Here is a 22,550-nt window from a genome sequence, read left to right as displayed (position 1 = left end):
CCTAATTTTTCTAAACGATAGGGAAGCTGTTGAAATCGACGGCGTTGGCCAGGCGGCTGTCGATCAGGCCGATAAAACCTTGTACTTCAGGGCAGTTGAAATGCATTTGCATGGCCGCTTCCGATTGCCAGCGGGCGCTGACAGTCCAGCGGTTGTCGTCCTCGGGGCAGCGGTCGACCATATAGGAATCACAGCCCGGTAGTTCGCGCAGGGTGTCGACAATCTTTTGCAGTTGCTTACCCAGTTCGTCCGAGCGGCCGGCGGCGGCCTGCACCTTTACGGTATTGATCACTTCGTTGGACATTGCTCACACTCCTGAATCAGGCCGGACGAATCCTGCTCATTGAGGGATAACACTTATGCAGGATAGGCCTGCACCCCCGGACCACCAATAGCCAATAGCCGGATAAAAACGCAGACCAATCTGTCAGGCGACCTGCTGCAAAATGTCCCGCAGGCGGTCCAGGGCGATGTCGATGTCCAGGGTTTCGATGGCACCAAAACCCAGGAAAAGCCCGGCCTGAGGCGCTTGCTGGTAGAAAAAACTATCGATGGGGTAGAGCCCGACTTCGACTTTTTTTGCCAGTGTGATCACTAATGGAATATCGATAGGCACTTTGCACATAACCACCATGTGGAACCCGGCGGTGGTCGGGACAGCTTCTAGCCACGGCGAAAGGTCGCCGGCCATGCGCGCGAGGATTCGTTCGCGGCGTCCGGCATAGATCGTATGGCAGCGCCGAATGTGCTTGAGCAGACAGCCTTCGGCGATGAACTTGGCCAGCGCCCATTGGGGCAGGGTGGAGGTGTGCAGGTCGGTGAGCTGCTTGGCCCGAATGACCGCTTCGAGAATCGCCGGCGGCAGGATCGCATAACCCAGCCGCAGCTCCGGCAGCAGGGTTTTCGAAAAGGTCCCGACGTAGGCGACGATGCCGCGTTCGTCCATGCTTTGCAGCGAGTCGGTGGGCCGGCCTTCATAGCGGAATTCGCTGTCGTAATCGTCCTCGATGATGATCGCGCCCAACTCATGGGCCCGCTCCAGCAGCGCAACCCGGCGCTCCTGGCTCATCGGCATGCCGAGGGGAAACTGGTGAGACGGGGTGACGTAAATCAACCGGGTGCCAAGGGGGATCTTGTCCACCTGAATGCCTTGCGCATCCACCGGGACGCCGATCACCGTGGCACCGTGGGTACCGAACAATAGACGTGCGGGCGGATAGCCGGGGTCTTCCATGGCAACAAGGCTGCCGGCGCGCGTGAGCACCCGGGAGATCAGGTCCAGCGCCTGTTGCGCGCCGTTGCACACCACCACGTCTTCGTCCTGGCAATTGACCCCGCGAGAGAACGCGATGTGCCGGGCGATCGCATTGCGCAGCGCCGGCAGGCCCTCGGGCAGGCTGTAGAAGCCCTTGGAAGCGGCGATCTGGCGCAAGGCGTGAGCGGTGCAGCGCCGCCAGTCATCCTGGGGAAACTGGCCCTTGCTGGTGGCGCCGCCGATGAAGTCGTAGCGCAACGAGCCTTCCAGCGTCGGATGGCGCAGAAACACCGGCAGGTTGCGCCAGGACTCGATGACCTCGGCACTGGCCAGTTCCGAATGGCTCTGTTTATGGGTGATTTTCGCCGTCCGGGCGTTGACGTAGGTGCCTTTGCCGATGACCCCGGTGAGGAAGTTTTCGTAGGTCAGTTGTGCATAGGTGTCGGAAATGGTCTTGCGGGAAATGCCCAGTTGTTCAGCCAGTAAACGACTGGGCGGGAGCTGCGTCCCGGCTGCCAGACGGCCGGATTCGATGGCGCTGCGCAGTTGGTTGTACAACTGGCCTGCCAGGTCCTTGCGGCCGTTGATGACAACGTGAAGTTCCATACCGGCGAGGCTCCTGGGGCGATGGGGGCGCATGTGCGTCGCGCCAGAGTACCCGCATGAGCGCCTGCGCAGAAGTTGCGTGGGCGAAAAACCTCCGATTGGTCTGGTGCCTCAGTGGTCAACGGGTATTTCGCAAAATTGGATCTGTAACGCCAGCGTATCAACGCCTACCTTGAGGGGCACACATCCGATCCACGAGGTCGCGCCATGAACTCCCGCCTGGATTACTACAGCGCATCGCCCAAAGCGATGAAAGCGATGATTGCGATGGAGGCCTTGACCAGCAACCTCAGCATCGAGCCGGCCTTGTTGCACTTGATCAAGATCCGCGCCTCGCAGCTCAATGGCTGCGCCTTCTGCACCGACATGCACTCGGTGGATGCCCGGCGACTCGGCGAGACCGACCGCCGTTTGTATTCGATCGTGGTCTGGCGCGACAGTGGCTTCTTCAACCCGCGTGAGTGCGCGGCGCTGGCCTGGACCGAAGCCGTCACCTTGCTCTCTGAAAGCCATGTGCCGGACGACGTCTACGTGCAGGCCCGGGAGCAGTTCAGCGAAGGCGAGATCGTCGACCTGACCATCGCCGTCACCACCATCAACAGCTGGAACCGCCTGGCGGTGAGTTTTCGGCAAACCCCTGGAGGCTGAATCGATTTTGTGACCCGAGTGTCACATCAGGTTCATAAACGCTGCGCAGGATTAGGCTTTCAAGAATAGATCGACAGGGAGTCAGCGATGCCATTTATGGAAGCCTCAGCCCGTCAGCGCGTTGCCCAGTACCGCTCGCCCGTAGAAAAAGCCTCATCCTGGCGCACACTGGCGGCAGGGATCGATCCGGTATTGGCGCGGTCTTTTCGGGTGAGTGCCCGTTGCGGCTGTTTCATGCAGGCGGCCCGCAGTCTCAACATCAAGGCAACCCAGCTGCGCAAAAATTTGGCGCAGCTTGAAGCTCAGTTGCAGTGTTCGTTGTTCAGCCATTTGGATAATGGCGTTGCCCTCAGTCGTGACGGGTTGCAGCTGCAATCGCAGTTGATTGCCCTGGCCCACGAGCGCGACTTCCCGGTGATCGAACAGCCGTTGATTCGCCTGGCCGTCGCCGAATCGATCCTGCATGACATTCTCGGTCGCGACCTGGTTGCCCTGTTGCGGCGCAACGCCAGCGTACGCCTGGACATCATTACCCTCGACAGCGAACTGTCTCTGCAAGCGGTCAGTGCCGATGTGGTGCTGTGGCTGGCCGGCACCGATTCTCCACTGCCAGGCCCGAGTTTTGCGGTTAGCGAGCCCCAACGCCTGGCACGGCTCGATTACCTGCCACACATCGCCAAACGTTATTCTCGGGTCGCGTCCCGCCCCGACAGCCTCGATGACCTCGCCGATTTCCTGCTGGTGCAATGGCAGCATGACCGTCAGGTCGACAGTTTTCGGCCGTGGAATACCCTCGTGGACCAGCGCCTGGCCGGGGTGGTGCAGTTGCATTCCTATGAGCTGATGCTGGAGATGATCCGTTGCAGCGCCTGCATTGGCCTGCTGCCCGGATACATCAGCCGCTTCGATCGCGGCCTTGTTGAACTGCCGGGGCTGTTCAGTCAACCGATGCAGCGCCAGGTGTGGATGGCGGTCAATGCTGAGTCCGGGGGGGCAGCGCAGGTGCAGATGATCGTTGAGCTGATCCGGAATACCTTCAGTGAACGGCGGGAGTGGTTCGAATAACCTTCGGCGGTATAGAGTAAACGGCCATGTCTGTATCAAGGATGAATCACCCATGCCCGCCACTGATGCTGTTATCTCCCTCGAACGTTTCAACGAATCGCATATCGACGGCATTACCGCGCTCTACAACGACCCGGCCATTACCCGGCAGGTGCTGCAAATGCCGTTTCAGTCCGCCGAGGTCTGGCGCAAACGCCTGGCGCCCGACAACGAGCGTGTGGTGCAACTGGTGGCGCTGCATCAAGGGATGGTTATCGGCAACATTGGCCTGGAGCAGTTTTCGCGGATCCGTCGCAGCCACGCCGGTAATCTTGGGATGGGGGTCGCGGCGACGTGGCAGGGTAAGGGCGTTGGCTCGAAACTGCTGACGGCGGCGCTGGACATCGCTGACAACTGGATGAACCTGCAACGGATCGAGCTTTCGGTTTACGCCGACAACGAAGCCGCCATCGGGCTCTACCGCAAGTTCGGCTTTGAAACCGAAGGGCTGTTTCGCGACTACGCCGTGCGTGACGGCGTGCTGGTGGATGCCTTGAGCATGGCGCGCCTGCGTCGCACACTCAAGGCCGGTTGAGTCACTCGCCCAACGCGAACGCCACCGCCGCTTGCGCATGCAGTTCGGTGGTGTCGAGCAAGGGCAGGGCGCTGTGCTCGGGTTTGATCAGCAGGCCGATTTCCGTGCAGCCGAGGATGATCGCCTGGGCGCCGCGCCGGGTCAGTGATTCGATAACCTGCTGATATACCTTGCGTGACGCCTCGCTGATCACCCCGACGCACAACTCGTCATAGATGATCCGGTGGACGGCCTGACGCTCATTGGCCTGCGGCACCAGCACGGTCAGCCCCATTGAAGTCAGGCGTTCCTTGAGGAAGTCCTGTTCCATGGTGAACGCTGTGCCGAGCAATCCAACCTTCAGCGCACCTGTATCGACGGCAGCCTGACCGGCCGGATCGGCGATGTGCAGGAATGGAATGTCGATCGCTGCCTGAATCTGCCCTGCCACCTTGTGCATAGTGTTGGTGCACAGCACCACGCAATCGGCACCACCGGCCTGCAACCGCTGCGCCGCGTCCACCAGAATCGCCGCTGCATCGTCCCAGCGCTCGGCATGCTGGGCTTGTTCGACAGGCCCGAAGTCGACGCTGTACATTAGCAATTTCGCCGAACGCAACGGCCCGAGCCGGTCGCGCACCTGCTGGTTGATGAGGCGGTAATACTCGGCGCTGGACTCCCAGCTCATGCCGCCGATAAGGCCGATGGTGCGCATGTCGTGCTCCTGTTGATGGCAACCCTTTGTTCGAGCATGCCCTTATTTGAGAGTATCCCGTGGGTCTTCATCGCGATCTATCAGGAAATTTCACATGCCAATCGTGCTGAGCCAAGCGCTGCTGGACGGCAGACTTTGCCTGCAGCTTTTGCCCCGTGCGGCTTACAGCGCGCGTGACCCTGTGCAGTGGCAAACCCTTGGGGTGACGCTGGAGCGTCAACAAGGCGTGCACGCCATCGATTCGGATCATCGGGTGGATTTCGACACGCTGCCCGGCGTGCTGGCTTACACGCCGGTCGGCGTGGAGGTGTTTTCCGAGTCGGCCAGCGGTGGCGAATACCTGCTGATGCGTCTGGACGAGCCGTTGGCCCATCAGTATTTACCCTCGGTTGACCACCGTGTGCAGTCTTCAGGCAATCGCCGCGCGCTGATGTTGGGCCGGGAACTGCGGCGTCTGTTGCTCGCTCCGCAACCGGACAGGCTGGCGCTTGAGCAAAGGGCGGTGGAGTTCGTGGGTTTGGTAAACCCGGAAGCCGATACCGTGCAACGTGCCACGCCCAGGGTTTTCGCCCACGTGCTGGATCAGATCGCCGAGCAGTTCCACGAGCCCCTGACGCTGGAACAATTGGCCGCCACCTACGGGCAAAACGAGCTGCGCTTTCTGCGCGATTTCACCCGGGCCATCGGCCTGACTCCCCACGCTTATCTCGTTGAAGTGCGGCTTCAGGCGGCACGCTGGATGATCGAACACACCGACCTGCCCCTGGCCGACATTGCCCTGGACGCCGGCTTCGCCCATCAGTCCCACATGGGCAGTGCCTTTCGCAAATACCTGGCCATGACCCCCAGCCAATACCGTTCACGCTTTTAGTCGTACGCCGGCAGCGCGCATCTGCCATGCTCAAAGTCCGCAGCACCGCTTCAACAAAGGAACACCGCAATGGACGACGTACAGCAACTGGGTGAGATGCTTCGCCATTACGCAGAAAGCGAAGCGCACAAGAAGCAACTGTTCGAGTCGCAATCGGCCGTGTGGGCGACGCGCATTGGTGAGCTGTTCGATCAGATCCAGCAATGGCTGGAACCGGTCCAGGTACCGAATCTGCTGGAGGTGAGCCGCGAAGTGTATGTCGCCTCGGGGCCGAGCGTTCCGGTCGAGACGTCGACCTTCAAGACCGAGAAGCTGACGATTGTGATAGCCGGTAAACCGGTGGAGTTTGTGCCGGATGTGATGGGTGCCGGTGGTCAGATTTCACTGGCCGTGATGGGCCTGACGGCCGCGCGCTACGGCAGCATTTCGTTGGTGTGCCTGCCGCCGTCCAGTAGCTGGCAATGGCGCAAGACCAATGGGTTGAAAGATCCGGATACGTTTGCCTTTGATGCGAACTTTTTGGCGCAGCAGTTGCAGAGCCTTATCCCCCGAGATCGCAACTGAACTCTCTGGGCATTACACATTCCCCTGTGGGAGCGAGCCTGCTCGCGATGGCGGTTTAGCAATCAACATGTATGTTGACTGACCCTCCGCTATCGCGAGCAGGCTCGCTCCCACATTGATCAGGGTGTATCAGATTTCGAGGTTGCCCCACCCAAGTTGGGCTTCTTCCGGCGACACCGCCTTCACAGCCTTCCCCGTCGCCAACTCCACCCGCCGCGCCACCTCAGGGTCATCGGCAAACGGAATCAAACTGGCTTCATCCAGACTCTCTGCCGTCTGGTGCTTCAGGCAGTATTCAACCGCCAGCCAAAGCCCCGTCACGCCCAGCACATTCAAAACGACCTCGAACATTTCAGGCTCCTTGTTTCAGGCAATCTGCGCTTCACGTTCGGCCATTTCGACGTCCGAAACCCGCACGGTGCGCCAAGTGTTGTACGCCATCAGCAACATGCCGCTGAGGAAGAACAACCCACCGGAAAACCGCACCACAAAACCCGGATGGCTGGCCTGCAAGGCTTCAACGAACGAATAGGTCAGCGTGCCGTCGTCGTTGATCGCGCGCCACATCAGGCCCTGGGTGATGCCGTTGACCCACAGTGAGGCGATGTACAACACCGTGCCGATGGTCGCCAGCCAGAAGTGCAGGTTGATCAACGGCGTGCTGTGCATCTGCTCGCGGCCGAAGACTTTCGGGATCATGTGGTACAGCGAGCCGAAGGTGATCATTGCCACCCAGCCGAGGGCGCCAGCGTGGACGTGGCCGATGGTCCAGTCGGTGTAGTGGGAGAGGGCGTTGACCGTCTTGATCGCCATCATCGGCCCTTCGAAGGTCGACATCCCGTAGAAGGCCAGGGACAACACCAAGAAGCGCAGGATCGGGTCGGTGCGCAATTTATGCCAGGCGCCTGACAGCGTCATCATGCCGTTGATCATTCCGCCCCAGCTCGGTGCCAGCAGGATCAGCGACATGGCCATGCCGAGCGACTGCGCCCAGTCCGGCAGCGCGGTGTAATGCAAGTGGTGCGGGCCGGCCCAGATGTAGAGGGTGATCAGCGCCCAGAAGTGCACGATCGACAACCGATACGAATACACCGGCCGCCCGGCCTGTTTTGGCACGAAGTAATACATCATCCCCAGAAACCCGGTGGTCAGGAAGAAGCCCACCGCGTTGTGCCCGTACCACCACTGCACCATGGCGTCGGTCGCCCCGGAATACACCGGATAGGACTTGAACCAGTCCACCGGAATCGCCAGGTGATTAACCACGTGGAGCATCGCGATGACCACAATGAACGCGCCAAAGAACCAGTTGCCGACGTAGATGTGCTTGGTCTTGCGTTGCACCACGGTGGTGAAGAACACGATGGCATAAGCGACCCAGACCACGGTCATCCACACCGCACCGGAGAATTCGATCTCGGCGTATTCCTTGGTGGTGGTGTAGCCCAGCGGCAGAGTGATTAGCATCACCACGATTACTGACTGCCAACCCCAAAAGGTGAAAGCCGCAAGTTTGTCCGAGAACAGCCGCACCTGGCAGGTGCGCTGCACCGCGTAATAACTGGCGGCGAATTGCGCGCTGCCGGCAAAGCCGAAAATCACCAGGCTGGTGTGCAGCGGGCGCAAGCGGCCGAAGGTGGTCCACGGCAGGTCGAGGTTCATCTGCGGCCATACCAGTTGCGAGGCGATCCACACTCCAATCGCCATCCCCACGACACCCCATACCACGGTTGCCACGACGAATTGGCGGACGACCTTGTAGTTATAGGCCTGTCCGATTGTTGCTGTGCTCATGGTCAATGCTTCCACGGTTGCAAAGTCTTGCCAGGCCACCCGGACTGGCATGTCGTCAACTTTAGAAACCCTGCCGGAAACAAAACAGACTCAGAAAAACCGAGTTTATGCGGATCAGATAAAACGCTTGTCTGCGGTGATCTGCCGCAGACTGATACGGTTCTTTAGCCTTCAGGTGAATCTGTAACGGGCTGCGCCGCAGGTCCATAGTCGTTACTCGTGAACGAGCCACAGAGCCCGATCAATCCTGATGAGGTAGCCACATGTATCAGTACGATGACTATGACCGGGCCCTGGTCTTTGAGCGGGTCGCGCAGTTTCGCGATCAGGTCGAACGCTTCATGGCGGATGAGTTGAGCGAAGAAGAATTCCTGCCGCTGCGTTTGCAGAACGGTCTGTACATGCAAAAACACGCCTACATGCTGCGCGTGGCGATTCCATACGGCACGTTAAGCGCGCCGCAAATGCGTACGCTGGCGAGCATCGCCCGGGATTACGATCGCGGCTACGGCCACTTCACCACGCGGCAGAACATGCAGTTCAACTGGATCGAACTGGCCCAGGTGCCAGACATCCTCGAGCGCCTGGCGCAAGTGGAAATGCACGCGATCCAGACGTCCGGCAACTGCGTGCGCAACATCACCACCGAAGCCTTTGCCGGGGTGGCGGCGGATGAAATGATCGACCCGCGACCGCTGGCGGAAATCCTGCGGCAGTGGTCGACCATCAACCCGGAATTCCTGTTCCTGCCGCGCAAGTTCAAGATCGCCATCTGCTCGGCGGAACAGGACCGGGCGGCGATCATGATGCATGACATCGGCCTCTATCTTTACCAGGGACCCGACGGGCAGAGGCTGCTGCGGGTCATCGTCGGTGGCGGGTTGGGGCGCACGCCGATCCTCGGCTTGCAGATCCGCGAAGGGTTGCCGTGGCAGCACCTGCTGTCCTACGTCGAGGCAGTGCTGCGGGTCTATAACCGACATGGCCGGCGGGACAACAAGTACAAGGCGCGGATCAAGATTCTGGTCAAGGCACTGGGCATCGAAGCCTTTGCCAGGGAAGTGGAGGAGGAGTGGCAGTACCTCAAGGACGGCCCGGCGCAGTTGACTGACGTCGAGTATGAGCGCGTGGCCAGCGCCTTTGTGCCGCCGGACTACCGCGCTCTGGCGGATACCGACCTCGATTTCGGCACACGCCTGTCCGAAAACCCGGCCTTCGCCCGTTGGGTGTCGCGCAACGTTCAGCCGCACAAAGTGCCGGGCTACGCCAGCGTCGTGCTGTCAACCAAACCGGGCATTACCTCACCGCCGGGTGATGTCACGGCCGAGCAAATGGAGGCCGTGGCCGACTGGTCCGAGCAGTTCGGTTTTGGTGAAATTCGCATCGCCCATGAACAGAACATTGTGTTGCCCGACGTACCCATGGCTGATCTCTACACGCTTTGGTACCTGGCCTGCGAACAGGGCCTGGGCTGCGCGAATATCGGTTTGCTGACCGACATCATCGCGTGCCCCGGCGGCGACTTCTGCGCGCTGGCCAACGCCAAGTCGATCCCCATTGCGCAAGCCATTCAGGCACGCTTCGAAGACCTCGATTATCTGCATGATCTGGGCGACATCAGCCTGAACATTTCCGGCTGCATGAACGCCTGCGGACACCACCACATCGGCAACATCGGCATTCTGGGGGTCGATAAGAACGGCAGCGAGTGGTACCAGATCACCCTCGGTGGTGCTCAGGGGAAGAACAGCGCATTGGGCAAAGTCATCGGCCCGTCCTTCAGCGCCGCCGAAGTGCCCGAGGTGATCGAGCGGATCATCGACACGTTCGTCAATTACCGCGAGAGCGAAGAACTGTTCGTCGACACCTTGCAGCGCATCGGTCTGGAACCGTTCAAAGAGCAGGTCTATCCGAAGATTCTGGAGGTGTCAGCATGAACAATTTGCTGCGACTGGAGGAGGGTGTGGCGCGGATTGTCGCTGACGATCCCTGGACCCTGGTCAGGGATGTCAACGATGAATGGCCGGCGGGTGCAGTGATTTTGCCGTTGGCCCGTTGGCTTGAAGGTCCACCGCAAAAGGGGGTGTGGTTGGGGCCGGACGATGAGGTGGAAAGCCTCAAACCGTGGTTTTCACACCTGCCGCTGATTGCCCTGGACTTTCCGAGTTTCCGTGATGGCCGCGGTTACAGCCAGGCGTACTTGCTGCGCACTCGATTGGGCTGGACGGGCGAGTTGCGTGCGGTCGGCGATGTACTGCGCGATCAACTCAGCCACATGCGCCAATGCGGGTTCAACAGCTTCGCGGTGCGTGAGGACAAATCGGCTGAAGATGCGCTCAAGGGACTGGCGGGGATGAGCGTGTTGTATGGGCGTTCGGTAATCGAACCTCGGCCGTTATTTCGCCGACGGTAAGGACTCAAGATCAAATGCAGGCTCTGTGCAGCGTTCAATGAACATTGCAATTTTTGAAAGCAAACTGCATTGCATTGGCTATACCTGTAACACCCTTACTCGTACTGATGTCGAGCTACTGACAGGAGTTACAGCATGAAGCTAACGTTAATGATGAGCACTCTGTGCATTGCGTCGATCGCAATGGTGGGCTGCTCCAGCAAAGTTGTTGAGCCGGATCAGTATTCGGGGTTTCTCAAGGACTACAGCCAACTCAAGGAAGCCAAATCGCCATCGGGCGCCACGGTGATGCGCTGGGTGGATCCCAAACTCGACATCAACAAGTTCACCAGTGTCTACATCGAACCGACCCAGCTCTATCCCAAACCTCAACCGACCGTGAAAATCCCGCAGGCCACCCTGAATGGAATCACCAGTTACTACGATCAAGCGCTCAAGCGTGAAGTGGGTAAATCCCTGCCGTTAGCCGCAGGCCCTGGCCCGGGTGTGATGGTAGTGCGCGCCGCCATCACTGCCGTGAGCAGCAAGACCCAAGGCCTGAAGCCTTATGAAGTGATCCCGATCGCCCTGGTGGCCGCGGCGGTGAGCACGGCCAGTGGTATTCGCGATCAGGACACCGACCTGGCCACTGAAGCGGTGTTCCTCGATGGCGGCAACAACAACGTCTTGGCCCAGGTTGTGCGCAAAGGCACTGGCAAACCCTTGGAAAACGAGTCTCAGGTGATGAAGGCCGACGACGTGAAAGGTGTGATCGATGGCTGGGCCTCCGATCTGCATCAGTCGTATTTGAAGCTCAAGTCCAAATGATGCGTTGAGGCTGAGGGCACCTATATCGCGAGCAGACTCGCTCCCACATCTGATCTGCGGTGCACACAGAATGTGTGAGCGACGCAGTTTCACTGTGGGAGCGAGCCTGCTCGCGAAGGCGGTTCCTCAGGCGATACATCACTCCCCGACAAATCACCGGAAATACGGATTCCCCCCATCCCCGCGCATGACCTCGCGAATGTCCTTGGCCCTCGCGTCGCCGTCATCGTCATAAGTATGCAGACTCGCCCGATAAAACTGCCTGGCGATCGATTCTTGGGTCGGCGAGTCGCCTGCCATCGCGATCTTGCCGATCCGCGTATCGAGGTCCTGAGCACCGACGCCGCAACTGACGAACATCGTCATCAGGCTGAAACCGGCTGCGCGAATTGCAACGTGCATATCAAAGTCCTCATTGGTCGAAGGTGACGTTGATCCCGGCGAACAGTGCGAATTGCGGTGGGCCATCGCCGGTGCTGTAGCCGCCGTTTGGCTCGGGGCGAGTGTTGATCGGCACGGTGGCGCGCAGCAACTGCGGCACACCATTAATATCGCCGGGAGCGAGGGGTAAGGTGCCACGCATCAGAACGTCTTTGGTGTGGGCATTGGTGTCGTGAGCCGCGGGCGTTTAGTCATCCTGGAGGGTGGGTGCCGGGCCTGTAGGACACTTCTGTTGAAACTAGCAGCTGACGCCGGGTTCGCCAGTCGAAGGGGGAATCCTTGGTTTTTTGTACACGTTTGCGTGAGTTTCCGTGTCCTAAAAAGTTTAAGGGGAACAGGAGGTTGAGATCGACGGGTCTGCTGATGTGGCGAGGGGGTAAGCCCCTTCGCCACAATGATTGGACTATTCAGCGCTTTTTCACCTGCGCACGCAGTCGTTCTTCCTGCTCTCGCAGCTCTGGTGTGAACTCGGCCCCGAAATCTTCAGCCTCGAACACCTGGCGAATCTCGATCTCGGCGTCGGTGCCTGGCATCGGGTTGGGGCAGCGCTTGACCCACTCGATCGCTTCCTGTTTCGACTTCACATTCCATAGCCAGTAGCCGGCGATCAGCTCCTTGGTTTCGGCGAACGGGCCGTCGATCACCGTGCGCTGGTCACCCGAGAAACGCACGCGGGCGCCTTTGCTGCTGGGTTGCAGGCCATCGCACTCGATGAGGATACCGGCTTTGACCAGCTCCTCGTTGTAGTTGCCCATCGCGGTCATCAGTTCTTTGCTGGGCATCACACCGGCCTCGGAATCCTGGCTGGCTTTCACAAAAATCATGAATCGCATGGTCTTATCTCCGCTGGATTTGAGTGACTCACTTCCTAGTCGAATGGCCGTCATCTGAATCGACAACGTTTCTTACGGAAAATCGCCGAAAAAACCAGATTTGTTTCTCGACAGTAAACTCGCTATACGGCTGTTGAGGCGGGTTGTATCCAATGTGTGCGACGAGACTTCACAATTTGTATCTGGGCATAGGTCGTCGGACCGTTTCGTGGTTAACTTCGGCCTCTTCACAATTCTCCACAACAACGTACAGAAGGACTCCGTTCATGGCTCAAGTCACTCTTAAAGGCTCCCCGGTTCAAGTCAACGGCCAACTGCCACAAGCCGGTTCCAAGGCGCCAGCCTTTTCCCTGGTTGCCGGCAATCTGTCCGACGTGACCCTGGCGAGCTTCGCCGGTAAGCGCAAAGTGCTGAACATCTTCCCTAGTGTTGATACCCCGACCTGCGCGACGTCGGTTCGCAAGTTCAACGCCCAGGCCAACGATGTCGCCAACACTGTCGTGCTGTGCATCTCCGCTGACCTGCCGTTCGCTCAAGCGCGTTTCTGCGGCGCCGAAGGCCTGGAAAACGTCCAGAACCTGTCGACCTTGCGCGGTGCCGAGTTCATCGAGAACTACGGCGTTGCCATTGCTGACGGTCCGCTCAAAGGCCTGACTGCCCGTGCCGTCGTGGTGCTGGACGAAAACGACAACGTTCTGCACAGCGAACTGGTTAAAGAAATTGCAGAAGAGCCTAACTACGAAGCGGCACTTGCTGTTCTGAAGTAAGCGCGCTTTACAATTGTTAACGGCCTGGCCCTGTCCAGGCCGTTTTTATTTGTGATTCAGTGTCTTGGCCAAACATCCTGTTACGTAAGCCGAAGGTAAATTGCCGGTAAAGCCGCTTTGCTTAATACCCGCCAGTGCTTATCGTTCAGCCTCCTGTAGAAGAAGCCCACGCGCCCAATGGTTGATCATTCCATGCAATCCTCCGTTTCCCGTAGTCCCCGTCGCTGGCTGTTTGGCCTGCTTGTCCTGTTGGTCATCGCTGGCCTGTGCTGGAAATTCTGGCCCACCGGCACTGCCCAAAAAGAGGGCGCAGGGCAAAAAGCCGTTGCCGGACACACCGGCAGGTCGGGAGGGATGCGTCCGGGTTTCGGTGGAGCGACCGGGCCCGTTCCGGTGCGTGTCGCGCCAGCGGTCAAGGGCGACTTCCCGCTGTACTACAAGGCGCTGGGCACCGTGACGGCGCTGAACACCATCAATGTGCGCAGCCGCGTCGGTGGTGAGCTGATGAAGATCTCCTTCGAGGAAGGGCAGATGGTCAAGGCTGGCGATCTGCTGGCTGAAATCGACCCGCGTCCTTACCAGAACGCCTTGCTTCAGGCCGAAGGCACGTTGCTGCAGAACCAGGCACAATTGAAAAACGCCCAGGTCGATGTGGAGCGCTATCGCGGCTTGTATCGCGAAGACAGCATCGCCAAGCAGACCCTGGACACCGCCGAAGCGCTGGTGGGCCAGTATCAGGGCACCGTCAAAACCAATCAGGCGGCGGTCAACGACGCCAGGCTCAATCTGGAATTCACCAAGATCCGCGCCCCGATTGCCGGGCGTGTCGGCTTGCGTCAGCTGGATGTCGGCAACCTGGTGGCAGCCAACGACACCACGGCGCTGGTGATCATCACCCAGACCCAACCGATCAGCGTTGCCTTCACCTTGCCGGAAAACAGCCTGGAAACCGTGCTGGCCCGTTATCGCACCGGCGCCAAACTGCCCGCCGAAGCCTGGGATCGTGGCGACACCAAGTTGCAGGCCACCGGTGTCTTGCAGAGTCTGGACAACCAGATCGACGTCACCACCGGCACCCTGAAATTCAAGGCTCGTTACGAGAACCGTGATCAGGCGCTGTTCCCGAATCAGTTCGTCAATGTCCATCTGCTGGCCGACACCCTCAAAGACGTGGTGCTCGCACCTTCAGCAGCGATTCAGTTCGGCACCAACGGCACGTTTGTCTACGCCCTGGACGGCGACAAGAAAGTCACGATACGTCAGTTGAAAGTCGGTGCCAGTGACGGTGAAAACACCGTGATTACCGACGGCCTGGCCCCTGGGGATCGCGTTGTCCTTGAAGGCACCGACCGCTTGAAGGAAGGCAGCGAAGTGGAAGTGGTCAATGACACCAAGGACGTGCCGACGACCCCGACCGGCCATCTGCAAGGCAAATCGGCGGCCAACGCGACTGAGCCGGCGACCACCGACAAGGCGAAAAAGGGCGGCGCATGAACATCTCGCGGCTGTTCATCCTTCGCCCGGTCGCCACGACCCTGAGCATGCTGGCCATTATCCTGGCCGGCGTGATCGCCTATCGGCTGCTGCCGGTGTCGGCATTGCCTCAGGTCGATTACCCGACCATCCGCGTCATGACGCTGTATCCCGGCGCCAGCCCGGATGTCATGACTAGCGCCGTGACCGCGCCTCTTGAGCGTCAATTCGGGCAGATGCCCGGCCTGACGCAGATGGCGTCGACCAGTTCCGGCGGCGCTTCGGTGCTGACCCTGCGTTTCAGCCTCGACATCAACATGGACGTCGCCGAGCAGCAGGTGCAGGCCGCGATCAATGCCGCGACCAATTTGCTGCCCAAGGACTTGCCGGCGCCGCCGGTGTACAACAAGGTCAACCCGGCGGACACCCCGGTGCTGACCCTGGCCATCACCTCCAAGACCATGTTGCTGCCCAAGCTCAATGACTTGGTCGATACGCGCATGGCGCAGAAAATCGCCCAGATCAGCGGTGTCGGCATGGTCAGCATTGCCGGCGGCCAGCGTCAGGCGGTGCGGATCAAGGTCAATCCTGAAGCCCTGGCGGCCAATGGTTTGAACCTCTCCGACGTGCGAACCCTGATCGGCGTATCCAACGTCAACCAGCCCAAGGGTAACTTCGACGGCCCGACCCGGGTGTCGATGCTCGACGCCAATGACCAACTGACGTCGCCCAAGGATTACGCCAACCTGATTCTCGCCTACGCCAACGGCGCGCCGTTGCGGCTGAAGGATGTCGCGGAAATCGTCGATGGCGCGGAAAACGAACGTCTGGCGGCGTGGGCCAATGAAAACCAGGCGGTGCTGTTGAACATCCAGCGTCAGCCCGGTGCCAACGTCATCGAAGTGGTCGACCGGATCAAAGCCCTGCTGCCGAGCATCACCGACAACCTGCCGGCCGGTCTCGAAGTCACCGTGCTGACCGACCGCACCCAGACCATCCGAGCCTCGGTCACCGACGTGCAACACGAATTGTTGATCGCCATTGCGCTGGTCGTGATGGTGACCTTCCTGTTCCTGCGTCGGGCCAGCGCCACGATCATTCCGTCGGTCGCGGTCCCACTGTCGCTGATCGGCACCTTCGGCGTGATGTACCTCGCGGGTTTCTCGGTCAATAACCTGACCCTGATGGCACTGACCATCGCCACCGGTTTCGTGGTGGACGATGCGATCGTCATGCTGGAGAACATCTCCCGATTTATCGAAGAGGGCGACAGCCCCCTGAATGCGGCGCTCAAGGGCGCCAAGCAGATCGGATTCACGCTGATCTCCCTGACCCTGTCGCTGATCGCGGTGTTGATTCCACTGCTGTTCATGGCCGACGTGGTGGGGCGGCTGTTCCGCGAATTTGCCATCACCCTGGCGGTGGCGATCCTGATTTCCCTTGTCGTCTCCCTGACCCTGACGCCAATGATGTGCGCGCGGCTGCTCAAACGTGAACCCAAGGAAGAAGAACAGGGCCGCTTCTACCGGGCCAGCGGCGCCACAATTGATTGGATGATCGCGGCTTACGGGCGCAAGTTAAAGTGGGTTCTCAAGCATCAACCGCTGACCCTGATGGTGGCCATCGGCACGCTGGCGTTGACCGTGTTCCTTTACATGGTGGTGCCCAAGGGCTTCTTCCCGGTGCAGGACACCGGGGTGATCCAGGGCATATCCGAGGCGCCGCAGTCGATTTCCTTCGCCGCCATGAGCGAGCGTCAGCAGGAATTGGCCAAAGTGATCCTGGCGGATCCGGCGGTGGAAAGCCTGTCGTCCTACATCGGTGTGGACGGTGACAACTCGACGCTCAATAGCGGTCGCCTGCTGATCAACCTCAAATCCCACAGTCATCGCGACTTGAGCGCCACCGAGGTGATCGCGCGTCTGCAACCGGAACTGGACAAGCTCACCGGCGTTCGGCTGTTCATGCAACCGGTGCAGGACCTGACCATTGAAGACCGCGTCAGCCGTACTCAATACCAGTTCAGCATGTCGTCGCCAGACTCGGAGTTGCTGAGTCTGTGGAGCGGTCGTTTGGTGGACGCACTGTCCCAACGGCCGGAGCTGACCGACGTTGCCAGCGATTTGCAGGACAAGGGCTTGCAGGTCTATCTGGTGATTGACCGCGATGCGGCGTCGCGGGTCGGGGTGTCGGTGTCGAACATCACTGATGCGCTGTACGACGCCTTTGGTCAGCGGCAGATTTCCACCATCTACACCCAGGCCAGCCAATACCGCGTGGTGCTGCAATCGCAGTCCGGCGAGAAGATCGGCCCGGATGCGCTGAACCAGATTCACGTGAAAACCACCGACGGCGGGCAAGTGCGCCTGTCCAGTCTGGCGCACATCGAGGAGCGTCAGGCGCAACTGGCAATTACTCACATCGGTCAGTTCCCGGCGGTGATGATGTCCTTCAACCTCGCGCCCGGCGTGGCGCTGGGGCATGCGGTGGAGATCATCGACCAGGTGCAGAAAGACATCGGCATGCCGATTGGTGTGCAGACCCAGTTCCAGGGTGCGGCCGAGGCTTTCCAGGCGTCGCTGTCGAGCACCTTGCTGTTGATTCTGGCGGCAGTAGTGACCATGTACATCGTGCTCGGCGTGCTCTACGAGAGTTACATCCACCCGATCACTATTCTCTCGACCTTGCCCTCGGCGGCGGTCGGCGCTTTGTTGGCGCTGCTGTTGAGCGGTAATGACCTGGGAATGATCGCGATCATCGGCATCATTTTGTTGATCGGTATCGTGAAAAAGAACGCGATCATGATGATCGACTTCGCCCTCGACGCTGAGCGCAATCAGGGCTTGGACCCGGAAACGGCGATCTATCAAGCGGCGCTGCTGCGTTTCCGACCGATTCTGATGACCACACTGGCCGCGTTGTTCGGCGCGGTGCCGCTGATGCTGGCGACCGGTTCCGGTGCGGAATTGCGTCAACCGTTGGGTCTGGTGATGGTGGGTGGCTTGTTGGTGAGTCAGGTGCTGACGCTGTTTACCACTCCGGTCATCTATCTGTACTTCGACCGCCTCGGCCGGCGCTGGGGGCGCAAGTCTGAATCTGTGGACGCGGTAGAACAGCCATGAACCTGTCCGGACCTTTCATCAAGCGCCCGGTCGCGACGATGTTGCTGAGCCTGGCGATCATGCTGCTGGGCGGCGTGAGCTTCGGCCTGTTGCCGGTGGCGCCGTTGCCGCAGATGGACTTCCCGGTGATCGTGGTTCAGGCGAGCCTGGCCGGCGCCAGCCCGGAGGTCATGGCCTCGACCGTGGCCACGCCGCTGGAGCGCTCCTTCGGCGCCATCGCCGGGGTCAACACCATGAGCAGCCGCTCCAGCCAGGGCTCGACCCGGGTGATTTTGCAGTTCGACCTCGACCGCGACATCAACGGCGCGGCGCGGGAAGTACAGGCAGCGATCAACGCTTCGCGCAACTTGTTGCCGAGCGGGATGCGTAGCATGCCGACCTACAAGAAGGTCAACCCGTCCCAGGCGCCGGTCATGGTGCTGTCGCTGACCTCCGACGTACTGGAAAAAGGCCAGCTCTATGATTTGGCCTCGACGATTCTGTCCCAGAGCGTGTCTCAGGTGCAGGGTGTCGGCGAAGTGCAGATCGGCGGCAGTTCCTTGCCGGCGGTGCGCATCGAACTCGAACCGCAAGCGCTCAACCAGTACGGCGTGGCGCTGGACGATGTGCGCAACACCATCGCCAACGCCAACGTGCGCCGGCCCAAGGGCTCGGTCGAGGACAGCCAGCGGTTGTGGCAGGTTCAGGCCAACGATCAACTGGAAAAGGCCAAGGATTACGAGTCGCTGATCATTCACTACGCGGACGGCGCGGCCCTGCGCCTGAAGGACGTTGCCAAGGTCAGCGACGGCGTCGAGGACCGTTACAACAGCGGTTTCTTCAACGACGACGCGGCGGTACTGCTGGTGATCAACCGCCAGGCCGGCGCCAACATCATCGAGACGGTCAACGAAATCAAGGCTCAGCTGCCGGCGTTGCAGGCCGTGTTGCCGGCCAGCGTCAAACTGAACGTGGCGATGGACCGGTCGCCGGTGATCAAGGCGACCTTGCACGAAGCGGAAATGACCCTGCTGATTGCCGTGGCGCTGGTGATTCTGGTGGTGTTCCTGTTCCTCGGTAACTGGCGCGCCTCCTTGATTCCGACCCTCGCTGTGCCCGTGTCGCTGGTCGGCACCTTTGCGGTGATGTACCTCTACGGATTCTCCCTGAACAATCTGTCGCTGATGGCGCTGATTCTGGCCACCGGCCTGGTGGTGGACGATGCCATCGTTGTGCTGGAGAACATTTCCCGGCACATCGACGAAGGCGTGCCACCGATGAAGGCCGCGTACCTCGGGGCGCAGGAAGTCGGCTTCACCTTGCTGTCGATGAACGTCTCGCTGGTGGCGGTGTTCCTGTCGATCCTGTTTATGGGCGGGATCGTCGAAAGCCTGTTTCGCGAGTTCTCCATCACGTTGGCGGCGTCCATCGTGGTGTCGCTAGTGGTCTCGTTGACGCTCACGCCGATGCTCTGCGCTCGCTGGCTCAAGCCGCATACGCCGGGTGAGGAAAACCGATTGCAGCGCTGGAGTCAGCGGGCTAACGAGTGGATGGTCGGCAAATACGCGACAAGCCTCGACTGGGTGCTGCGTCACCGCCGGTTGACCTTGCTCAGCCTGATCGTGACAGTTGGCGTTAACATCGCGCTGTATGTCGTTGTTCCTAAAACCTTTATGCCTCAGCAGGACACGGGCCAGCTAATCGGTTTCGTGCGTGGCGATGACGGATTGTCGTTCAACGTGATGCAGCCAAAAATGGAAACCTTCCGCCGTGCCGTGCTCAAGGATGACGCGGTGCAAAGCATCGCCGGCTTCATCGGCGGTACCAACGGCACCAACAACGCCTTCATGCTGGTGCGGCTGAAACCGATAAAGGAACGCAACATTTCTGCGCAAAAAGTCATCGAACGCCTGCGCAAGGAAATGCCCAAGGTCGCCGGTGCGCAGTTGATGCTGATGGCCGATCAGGACCTGCAGTTTGGTGGCGGTCGTGAACAAACCACGTCGCAGTATTCCTACATCCTGCAAAGCGCCGATCTTGGCGAGTTGCGCGAGTGGTATCCGAAAGTCGTTACCGCACTCAAGGCTTTGCCGGAACTGACCGCGATTGACGCCCGTGAAGGGCGCGGCGCCCAGCAGGTGACCCTGATCGTCGATCGGGATCAGGCCAAACGCCTGGGTGTCGACATGGACATGGTCACTGCGGTGCTGAACAACGCTTACAGCCAGCGGCAGATTTCGACGATTTACGACAGCCTTAACCAGTATCAGGTGGTCATGGAGGTCAATCCGAAATATGCCCAGGACCCGATCACCCTCAAACAGGTGCAGGTGATCACCGCTGACGGCGCGCGGATTCCGCTGTCGACCATCGCTCATTATGAAAACAGCCTGGAAGACGACCGCGTCAGCCACGAAGGCCAGTTCGCCTCCGAGAGCATTTCCTTCGACATGGCTGAAGGCGTGACGGTGGAGCAGGGCACGGCGGCCATCGAGCGGGCCATTGCCCGACTCGGCATGCCGGAAGACGTGATCGTGAAAATGGCCGGCACCGCCGACGCCTTCGCCGCGACCCAGAAGAGCCAGCCGTGGATGATTCTCGGGGCGCTGGTGGCGGTGTATCTGGTGCTCGGTGTGCTGTATGAAAGCTACATCCATCCGCTGACCATTCTCTCGACCTTGCCGTCGGCGGGGGTCGGCGCGTTGCTGTCGATCTATGCGCTGGGCGGTGAGTTCAGCCTGATTTCGTTGCTCGGGCTGTTCCTGCTGATCGGCGTGGTGAAGAAAAACGCCATTCTGATGATCGACCTGGCGCTGCAACTGGAACGGCATCAAGGCCTGGCGCCGCTGGAGTCGATTCGTAGTGCTTGCCTGCAACGTCTGCGACCGATTCTGATGACCACCCTGGCGGCCATCCTCGGCGCGTTGCCGTTGCTGCTGAGCCGGGCCGAAGGGGCGGAAATGCGTCAGCCGCTGGGCCTGACCATCATCGGCGGGCTGATCTTCAGCCAGGTGCTGACCCTATACACCACCCCGGTGGTTTACCTCTATCTCGACAAACTGCGCCATCGCTTCAACCACTGGCGTGGGGTGCGTACCGATGCTGCTCTGGAAACTCCGCTATGACTGACCGTTCGCTTATCCATCTGGCTGCACCGCTGGTTACCGCCCGAGGCTCGCGTTTGTTGAGCCTGGCGCTGTGCGTAGCGATGCTTAGCGCCTGCGCCATCGGCCCGGACTATCAGCGCCCGCAAGCCGCCTCGCCGGTGCAATACAAGGAAGCGGCAGGCTGGCGTCAGGCCAGTCCCAGCGATTCTCTGGCCCGTGGCGCCTGGTGGGAGTTGTATGGCGATCAGCAGCTCAATGGCCTGATCGAAAAACTCAACAGTGCCAACCAGACCGTCGCGCAGTCCGAAGCCCAGTACCGACAGGCCCAGGCTTTGGTGCGCAGTGCCCGTGGTGCGTTTTTCCCGACCGTGGACCTGACCGTCGGGAAAAACCGTTCCAGCCAGGGCACCGGCAGCAGCAGTTCGAGCCTGACCAGCTCTTCCAGCGGTATTCGCGACACCTACACCGCTCAGGCCGGGGTCAGTTGGGAAGCGGATATCTGGGGCAAATTGCGCCGTGGGCTTGAGGCCGACACCGCCAACGCCGAGGCCAGTTTTGCCGATTTGGCAGCGATGCGCTTGAGTCAGCAGTCGGAACTGGTGCAGAACTATCTGCAACTGCGGGTGATCGACGAGCAGAAACGCCTGTTGGAAGCGACGGTCGAGGCCTATCAGCGCTCGTTGAAAATGACCGAAAACCAGTACCGCGCCGGTGTCTCCGGCAAGGATGCGGTGGCGCAGGCACAGACTCAGCTCAAGAGTACCGAGGCTGACCTGGTCGATCTGATCTGGCAGCGCGCCCAGTTCGAGAACGCGATTGCCGTGCTGATCGGTCTGCCGCCGGCCGAGTTCAGCCTGGCTGAGACCAAAGACATTCCTGCGTTGCCCGAGGTACCGCTGAGCCTGCCTTCGCAGTTGCTCGAACGCCGCCCGGACATTGCTTCCGCCGAACGTTCGGTGATGGCGGCCAACGCCAACATCGGCGTGGCCAAGGCTGCGTATTACCCGGATTTGACCCTGAGCCTGAACGGCGGCTATAGCAGCAGCACCTATGCCAACTGGATCAGCGTGCCGAACCGCTTTTGGTCGGTCGGGCCACAATTGGCCATGACCTTGTTCGACGGCGGCCAGCGCTCCGCGGAAGTTGACCGCAGCGAAGCGGCCTACGACGAAACGGTGGCCAAGTACCGCCAGACCGTGCTCGACGGCTTCCGTGAAGTGGAAAACTACCTGGTGCAGCTCAAGGTCCTGGAAAACGAAGCGGGCGTGCGCCAGGAAGCACTGGACGCAGCGCGCGAGTCCTTGCGCCTGACCCAGAACCAGTACAAGGCCGGTTTGATCGCTTATCTGGATGTGGTGGTGGTTCAAGCCACGGCGTTGAGCAATGAACGCAACGTGCTGGATTTGTTGCAGAGCCGGTTGATTGCCAGCGTGCAGTTGATTGCGGCGTTGGGTGGCGGCTGGGATGGGGCATTGCAGGTGAGTGATAAAGAGTAGGGGCCAGCTCAACTGATCGTTCCCACGCTCTGCGTGGGAAT

21 protein-coding genes are annotated in these 22,550 nt (G+C 60.1%); 13 read left to right on the top strand and 8 right to left on the bottom strand.

Annotation, left to right across the window (positions count from 1 at the left end):
* Positions 1-10 precede the first annotated feature (10 nt).
* Together ACYZT5_RS09250 and pdxR are read right to left on the bottom strand one after the other, a co-directional pair.
* Complete coding sequence (locus ACYZT5_RS09250) at positions 11-304, bottom strand: putative quinol monooxygenase (RefSeq protein ID WP_095128281.1); 294 nt, start codon at positions 302-304, stop codon at positions 11-13.
* Positions 305-427: 123 nt separating this feature from the next.
* The gene (gene pdxR / locus ACYZT5_RS09245) at positions 428-1,861 is read right to left on the bottom strand and encodes a MocR-like pyridoxine biosynthesis transcription factor PdxR (protein WP_462050824.1); all 1,434 of its coding nucleotides are present in this window, start codon (positions 1,859-1,861) and stop codon (positions 428-430) included.
* Between the two features lie 207 nt (positions 1,862-2,068).
* On the opposite strand from pdxR, the gene ACYZT5_RS09240 reads away from it, so the two are divergent.
* The 3 genes from ACYZT5_RS09240 to ACYZT5_RS09230 all read left to right on the top strand — a co-directional run bounded on the left by ACYZT5_RS09240 (position 2,069) and on the right by ACYZT5_RS09230 (position 4,148).
* Complete coding sequence (locus ACYZT5_RS09240; protein WP_462050823.1) at positions 2,069-2,509, top strand: carboxymuconolactone decarboxylase family protein; 441 nt, start codon at positions 2,069-2,071, stop codon at positions 2,507-2,509.
* A gap of 87 nt (positions 2,510-2,596) precedes the next feature.
* Positions 2,597-3,574 carry a LysR substrate-binding domain-containing protein gene (locus ACYZT5_RS09235; protein WP_462050822.1) on the top strand — a complete coding sequence of 326 codons (978 nt, stop codon included), beginning with the start codon at positions 2,597-2,599 and terminating at the stop codon, positions 3,572-3,574.
* A 52-nt stretch (positions 3,575-3,626) separates the two neighbouring features.
* Positions 3,627-4,148, top strand: coding sequence for a GNAT family N-acetyltransferase (locus tag ACYZT5_RS09230; protein ID WP_462050821.1), 522 nt, complete (start codon positions 3,627-3,629; stop codon positions 4,146-4,148).
* A 1-nt stretch (position 4,149) separates the two neighbouring features.
* Here the strand turns inward: ACYZT5_RS09230 and ACYZT5_RS09225 are convergent, their stop codons facing one another.
* Positions 4,150-4,842, bottom strand: a complete 693-nt coding sequence (locus ACYZT5_RS09225; protein WP_462050820.1) for an aspartate/glutamate racemase family protein — start codon at positions 4,840-4,842, stop codon at positions 4,150-4,152.
* A 94-nt stretch (positions 4,843-4,936) separates the two neighbouring features.
* Here ACYZT5_RS09225 and ACYZT5_RS09220 point away from each other — a divergent pair, with 94 nt between their 5' ends.
* Positions 4,937-5,713 (top strand): helix-turn-helix domain-containing protein, encoded by a 777-nt coding sequence (locus ACYZT5_RS09220; protein ID WP_462050819.1) that lies wholly within the window; start codon positions 4,937-4,939, stop codon positions 5,711-5,713.
* Positions 5,714-5,782: 69 nt separating this feature from the next.
* Complete coding sequence (locus ACYZT5_RS09215) at positions 5,783-6,277, top strand: hypothetical protein (RefSeq protein WP_462050818.1); 495 nt, start codon at positions 5,783-5,785, stop codon at positions 6,275-6,277.
* 129 nt (positions 6,278-6,406) lie between these two features.
* Here the strand turns inward: ACYZT5_RS09215 and ACYZT5_RS09210 are convergent, their stop codons facing one another.
* The gene (locus ACYZT5_RS09210) at positions 6,407-6,628 is read right to left on the bottom strand and encodes a cbb3-type cytochrome c oxidase subunit 3 (RefSeq protein WP_462050817.1); all 222 of its coding nucleotides are present in this window, start codon (positions 6,626-6,628) and stop codon (positions 6,407-6,409) included.
* 15 nt (positions 6,629-6,643) lie between these two features.
* Positions 6,644-8,071 (bottom strand): cytochrome-c oxidase, cbb3-type subunit I, encoded by a 1,428-nt coding sequence (gene ccoN, locus ACYZT5_RS09205; protein ID WP_462050816.1) that lies wholly within the window; start codon positions 8,069-8,071, stop codon positions 6,644-6,646.
* 263 nt (positions 8,072-8,334) lie between these two features.
* On the opposite strand from ccoN, the gene ACYZT5_RS09200 reads away from it, so the two are divergent.
* From ACYZT5_RS09200 to ACYZT5_RS09190, 3 genes are all read left to right on the top strand, one after another.
* Positions 8,335-10,008: a nitrite/sulfite reductase gene (locus ACYZT5_RS09200; protein ID WP_462050815.1), complete on the top strand. Its 1,674-nt coding sequence runs from the start codon at positions 8,335-8,337 to the stop codon at positions 10,006-10,008.
* Positions 10,005-10,484 (top strand): DUF934 domain-containing protein, encoded by a 480-nt coding sequence (locus ACYZT5_RS09195; RefSeq protein WP_462050814.1) that lies wholly within the window; start codon positions 10,005-10,007, stop codon positions 10,482-10,484. The genes ACYZT5_RS09200 and ACYZT5_RS09195 overlap by 4 nt, the downstream gene beginning before the upstream one ends.
* 135 nt (positions 10,485-10,619) lie before the next feature.
* The gene (locus tag ACYZT5_RS09190; protein WP_462050813.1) at positions 10,620-11,291 is read left to right on the top strand and encodes a DUF3313 domain-containing protein; all 672 of its coding nucleotides are present in this window, start codon (positions 10,620-10,622) and stop codon (positions 11,289-11,291) included.
* A gap of 153 nt (positions 11,292-11,444) precedes the next feature.
* On the opposite strand, the gene ACYZT5_RS09185 is transcribed toward ACYZT5_RS09190, so the two are convergent.
* From ACYZT5_RS09185 to ACYZT5_RS09175, 3 genes are all read right to left on the bottom strand, one after another.
* Positions 11,445-11,693, bottom strand: a complete 249-nt coding sequence (locus ACYZT5_RS09185) for a hypothetical protein (protein ID WP_462052361.1) — start codon at positions 11,691-11,693, stop codon at positions 11,445-11,447.
* Positions 11,694-11,703: 10 nt separating this feature from the next.
* Positions 11,704-11,874: a hypothetical protein gene (locus ACYZT5_RS09180; RefSeq protein ID WP_462050812.1), complete on the bottom strand. Its 171-nt coding sequence runs from the start codon at positions 11,872-11,874 to the stop codon at positions 11,704-11,706.
* 265 nt (positions 11,875-12,139) lie between these two features.
* The gene (locus tag ACYZT5_RS09175; RefSeq protein ID WP_462050811.1) at positions 12,140-12,565 is read right to left on the bottom strand and encodes a YciI family protein; all 426 of its coding nucleotides are present in this window, start codon (positions 12,563-12,565) and stop codon (positions 12,140-12,142) included.
* A 266-nt stretch (positions 12,566-12,831) separates the two neighbouring features.
* Between ACYZT5_RS09175 and tpx the strand changes: the two genes are divergently transcribed.
* The 5 genes from tpx to ACYZT5_RS09150 all read left to right on the top strand — a co-directional run bounded on the left by tpx (position 12,832) and on the right by ACYZT5_RS09150 (position 22,509).
* Positions 12,832-13,332, top strand: a complete 501-nt coding sequence (gene tpx, locus ACYZT5_RS09170) for a thiol peroxidase (RefSeq protein ID WP_134097025.1) — start codon at positions 12,832-12,834, stop codon at positions 13,330-13,332.
* 177 nt (positions 13,333-13,509) lie between these two features.
* Positions 13,510-14,826 (top strand): MdtA/MuxA family multidrug efflux RND transporter periplasmic adaptor subunit, encoded by a 1,317-nt coding sequence (locus ACYZT5_RS09165; RefSeq protein ID WP_462050810.1) that lies wholly within the window; start codon positions 13,510-13,512, stop codon positions 14,824-14,826.
* Positions 14,823-17,927: an MdtB/MuxB family multidrug efflux RND transporter permease subunit gene (locus ACYZT5_RS09160; protein ID WP_462050809.1), complete on the top strand. Its 3,105-nt coding sequence runs from the start codon at positions 14,823-14,825 to the stop codon at positions 17,925-17,927. The genes ACYZT5_RS09165 and ACYZT5_RS09160 overlap by 4 nt, the downstream gene beginning before the upstream one ends.
* Positions 17,924-21,031, top strand: a complete 3,108-nt coding sequence (locus ACYZT5_RS09155) for an efflux RND transporter permease subunit (protein WP_462050808.1) — start codon at positions 17,924-17,926, stop codon at positions 21,029-21,031. Before ACYZT5_RS09160 ends, ACYZT5_RS09155 begins: the two co-directional genes overlap by 4 nt.
* Positions 21,028-22,509, top strand: a complete 1,482-nt coding sequence (locus tag ACYZT5_RS09150) for an efflux transporter outer membrane subunit (protein ID WP_462050807.1) — start codon at positions 21,028-21,030, stop codon at positions 22,507-22,509. Before ACYZT5_RS09155 ends, ACYZT5_RS09150 begins: the two co-directional genes overlap by 4 nt.
* Positions 22,510-22,550: the final 41 nt, after the last annotated feature.

Source organism: Pseudomonas sp. LB3P14, assembly GCF_054898045.1.
Note: the sequence above shows the minus strand (reverse complement) of the source record. Positions and strands in the feature narration are given on the sequence as shown.